This window comes from Candidatus Protochlamydia sp. R18, from assembly GCF_000648255.1.
GTDB lineage: Bacteria > Chlamydiota > Chlamydiia > Chlamydiales > Parachlamydiaceae > Protochlamydia > Protochlamydia amoebophila.
This window is the reverse complement of sequence record NZ_BASL01000743.1, coordinates 1-3,592: the sequence shown is the minus strand read 5'-3', so window position 1 is coordinate 3,592 and position 3,592 is coordinate 1. Positions and strand designations below refer to the sequence as shown.

The 3,592-nt window shown below is 46.7% G+C and carries 2 rRNA genes; both read right to left on the bottom strand.

Annotated features, from left to right (window positions below):
* Nucleotides 1-46 precede the first annotated feature (46 nt).
* A 5S ribosomal RNA gene (rrf, locus tag TY19_RS08930) occupies nucleotides 47-161 on the bottom strand.
* Nucleotides 162-292: 131 nt separating this feature from the next.
* Nucleotides 293-3,242: ribosomal RNA gene (locus TY19_RS08925) — 23S ribosomal RNA — on the bottom strand.
* Nucleotides 3,243-3,592: the final 350 nt, after the last annotated feature.

Below are 3,592 nucleotides of genomic sequence, written 5' to 3'. Positions count from 1 at the left end.
AAAAAAAAGGGCCTTAAAACGGGGTGTTTTAAGGCCAAAAAGAAAAGTTTGGCGGCGACCTACTCTCCCACACTCTTGTGTGCAGTACCATCGGCGATGAAAGGCTTGACTTCTGAGTTCGGAATGGGTTCAGGTATTTCCCTTTCTCTAATGCCACCAAACGAAAATCATAAAAGGTTTAAGTTTCACTTATCAAAATCAGCTCTTGAAAACAATCTCACACGCTTGATTTTTTATTTCGCACCACACTGTTTGTGCTAAAGGGAATGGTTTTCATCCTTTAGAAAAAAAGGTGGTCAAGCCGATCGACCGATTAGTATTGGTAAGCTCAACGCATTACTGCGCTTACACACCCAACCTATTAACCACATGGTCTATATGGTGTCTGATAGGGATACCTTATCTTGAGGGAGGCTTGGCGTTTATATGCTTTCAACGCTTATCCGTTCCGAACATAGCTACCCGGCAATGCTCTTGGCAGAACAACCGGCTCACCATTGGTTCGTCCACTTCGGTCCTCTCGTACTAGAAGCAGCTCCTCTCAAGTATCCTACGCCCACAAAAGATAGGGACCAAACTGTCTCACGACGTTTTGAACCCAACTCGCGTACCGCTTTAATTGGCGAACAGCCAAACCCTTGGGACCTTCTTCAGCCCCAGGATGCGATGAGTCGACATCGAGGTGCCAAACCGCCACGTCGATATGAACTCTTGGTGGCGATAAGCCTGTTATCCCCGGAGTACCTTTTATCCGTTGAGCGACGGCGATTCCACATTCCACCGCCGGATCACTAAGCCCGACTTTCGTCTCTGTTCGACTTGCAGGTCTCACAGTTAACTTGCCTTATACCTTTACGCTCTACTCGTGATTGCCAACCACGATGAGGCAAGCTTTGGACTCCTCCGTTACTCTTTAGGAGGATACCGCCCCAGCAAAACTGCCCGTCTGACAATGTCCGAATCCCAGCTTCATGGGATTTCGTTAGATTCCCGACTTATCAAGACCAGTATTTCAACGACGACTCCAGCCCACCTGACGATGAGCTTTCTTAGTCTCCTGGTTATTCTACACATGACAAGTCAAGAGCCAATATCAGAGTACAGTAAAGGTTCACGGGGTCTTTCCGTCTTATTGCGGGTAAACAGCATCTTCACTGCTACTACAATTTCACCGAGTCTCTTGTTGAGACAGTGCCCAGATCGTTATACCATTCGTGCAGGTCGGAACTTACCCGACAAGGAATTTCGCTACCTTAGGACCGTTATAGTTACGGCCGCCATTCACCAGGGCTTAAATTCAATGCTTTGCACTTAACGTGCTAACATCTCCTTTTGACCTTTTGGCATTGGGCAGGCATCACACCATATACTTCGACTTAGACGTCTTTGCATAGTGCTGTGTTTTTGTTAAACAGTCGCCTGGGCCATTTCTCTGCGGCCACAGGATGCTTTAGCAGCGAGTGCTATCACAACTTGTGGCTCCTCTTCTCCCGAAGTTACGAGGATAATTTGCCGAGTTCCTTAACAAGAGTTCTCTCGCGCGCCTTAGAATATTCTTCCCACCCACCTGTGTCGGTTTTGGTACGGTCACCATCAACGATTAGAGTCTATTTCTTGGAAGCCTTGCGCTACGCTATCGGTTCCCCCGAAGGTTTCCCTTAGTGACAACCTGGTCTTCCGTTAGCGGATTTACCTACTAACCAACCTCATTGCCCCACGGACACATCCAATGGTCCGCGCGCTTAACGTACTCCGTCGACCCGTCACCAATGTTTTAGGTGGCGCAGGAATATTTAACCTGCTTTCCATCACCTACGCTTTTCAGCCTCGGCTTAGGGACCGGCTAACCCAGGGAAGACGAACTTTACCCTGGAAACCTTAGGTTTTCGGCGAGGAGGATTTTCACCTCCTTTATCGTTTACTCATGCCATGCATTATCACTAGTATGCGCTCCAACGCTCCTTACGGTACATCTTCGACGCTGCATACTACGCTCTCCTACCGCTTATTCTTTAACAGAATAAACCCGCGATTTCGGCTCTATGCTTTAGTCCCGGATATTATCGGCGCAGAGTTTCTCGATTGGTGAGCTGTTACGCACTCTTTAAATGATGGCTGCCTCTAAGCCAACATCCCAACTGTTTTAGAAACTCCACTTCCTTACTCACTTAGCATAGAATTAGGGGCCTTAATCGGCGATCTGGGCTGTTCCCCTTTTGACAACGTAGCTTATCCCACGCTGTCTATCTCCCGGACGACTTTACAGTATTCGGAGTTTGATTTCCTTTGGTAGGTCGGTAAGACCCCCGCGTGAATTCAGTGCTCTACCCCTGTAAAGGGCTGTCCGAGGCTAACCCGAAAGTTATTTCGAAGAGAACAAGATATCTCCAAGTTTGATTGGCCTTTCACCCCTATCCACAACTCATCCAAAACTTTTTCAACAGTTACTAGTTCGGTCCTCCACAAGGTGTTACCCTTGCTTCAACCTGGTCATGGATAGATCACTTGGTTTCGTGTCTGCGCCAAATGACTTAACGCCCTTTTAAGACTCGCTTTCGCTTCGGCTTCGGAATGAGATCCCTTAACCTTGCCATTTAACGCAACTCGCTGGCTCATCATGCAAAAGGCACGCCGTCAGCCATTCCCAAATTATTGGGCATAGGCCTTCGACCGTTTGTAAGCTATTGGTTTCAGGTTCTATTTCACTCCCCTAACAGGGGTTCTTTTCACCTTTCCCTCACGGTACTGGTTCACTATCGGTCATTAACGAGTATTTAGCCTTGGAGGGTGGTCCCTCCGGATTCAGACCGGGTTTCACGTGTCCGGCCCTACTCAGGTGCTCATCTAGCTAGCTCTCTTTTTCGCATACGGGGCTTTCACCTTGTATCGCCTAACTTTCCAGAAATGTTCTGCTAAAGTTCGCTAGCCATTGTGATGAGTCCTACAACCCCACTAATAAATTAGTGGTTTGGGCTCTTCCCACTTCGCTCGCCGCTACTATGGGAATCTCTGATTTGATTTCTTTTCCTCTGCCTACTTAGATGTTTCAGTTCGGCAGGTGTCGCCTCCTTAACCTATGGATTCAGTTAAGGATAACCAGACATTACTCTGGTTGGATTGCTCCATTCGGATATCTCCGGGTCAATGCTTTTTTCCAGCTCACCGAAGCTTTTCGCAGGTTTCGCGTCCTTCATCGCCTGTTAATGCCAAGGCATCCACCAATAGCCCTTAATAGCTTGACCAAAAAATTTTAGTCTCAAGCAATTAAGTATGAGTTACGACTCACATAAGCTGATCGCTTATGTCACTTAAATTTTTGTGTGAAGATTATTCTCAAGCGCTGATTTTGATCAGTGAATTTGTGATGACTTTGGTCATCTTTACTTTTCACGTTTCTTGTTCTTTCGAACAATCAACGTTTCAGATTAAACTTGATTCTTAAACTTTTATGACTTTCAAAATAGTTTCTGTCGTTTGACAGTATAAGTAAGACAATGTACGAAGCATAGAGCTTGCCCAACCTGTTTGCTAAATTAGCAAACTGTCCTTTAAAGGAGGTGATCCAGCCCCACCTTCCGGTAGGGCTACCTTG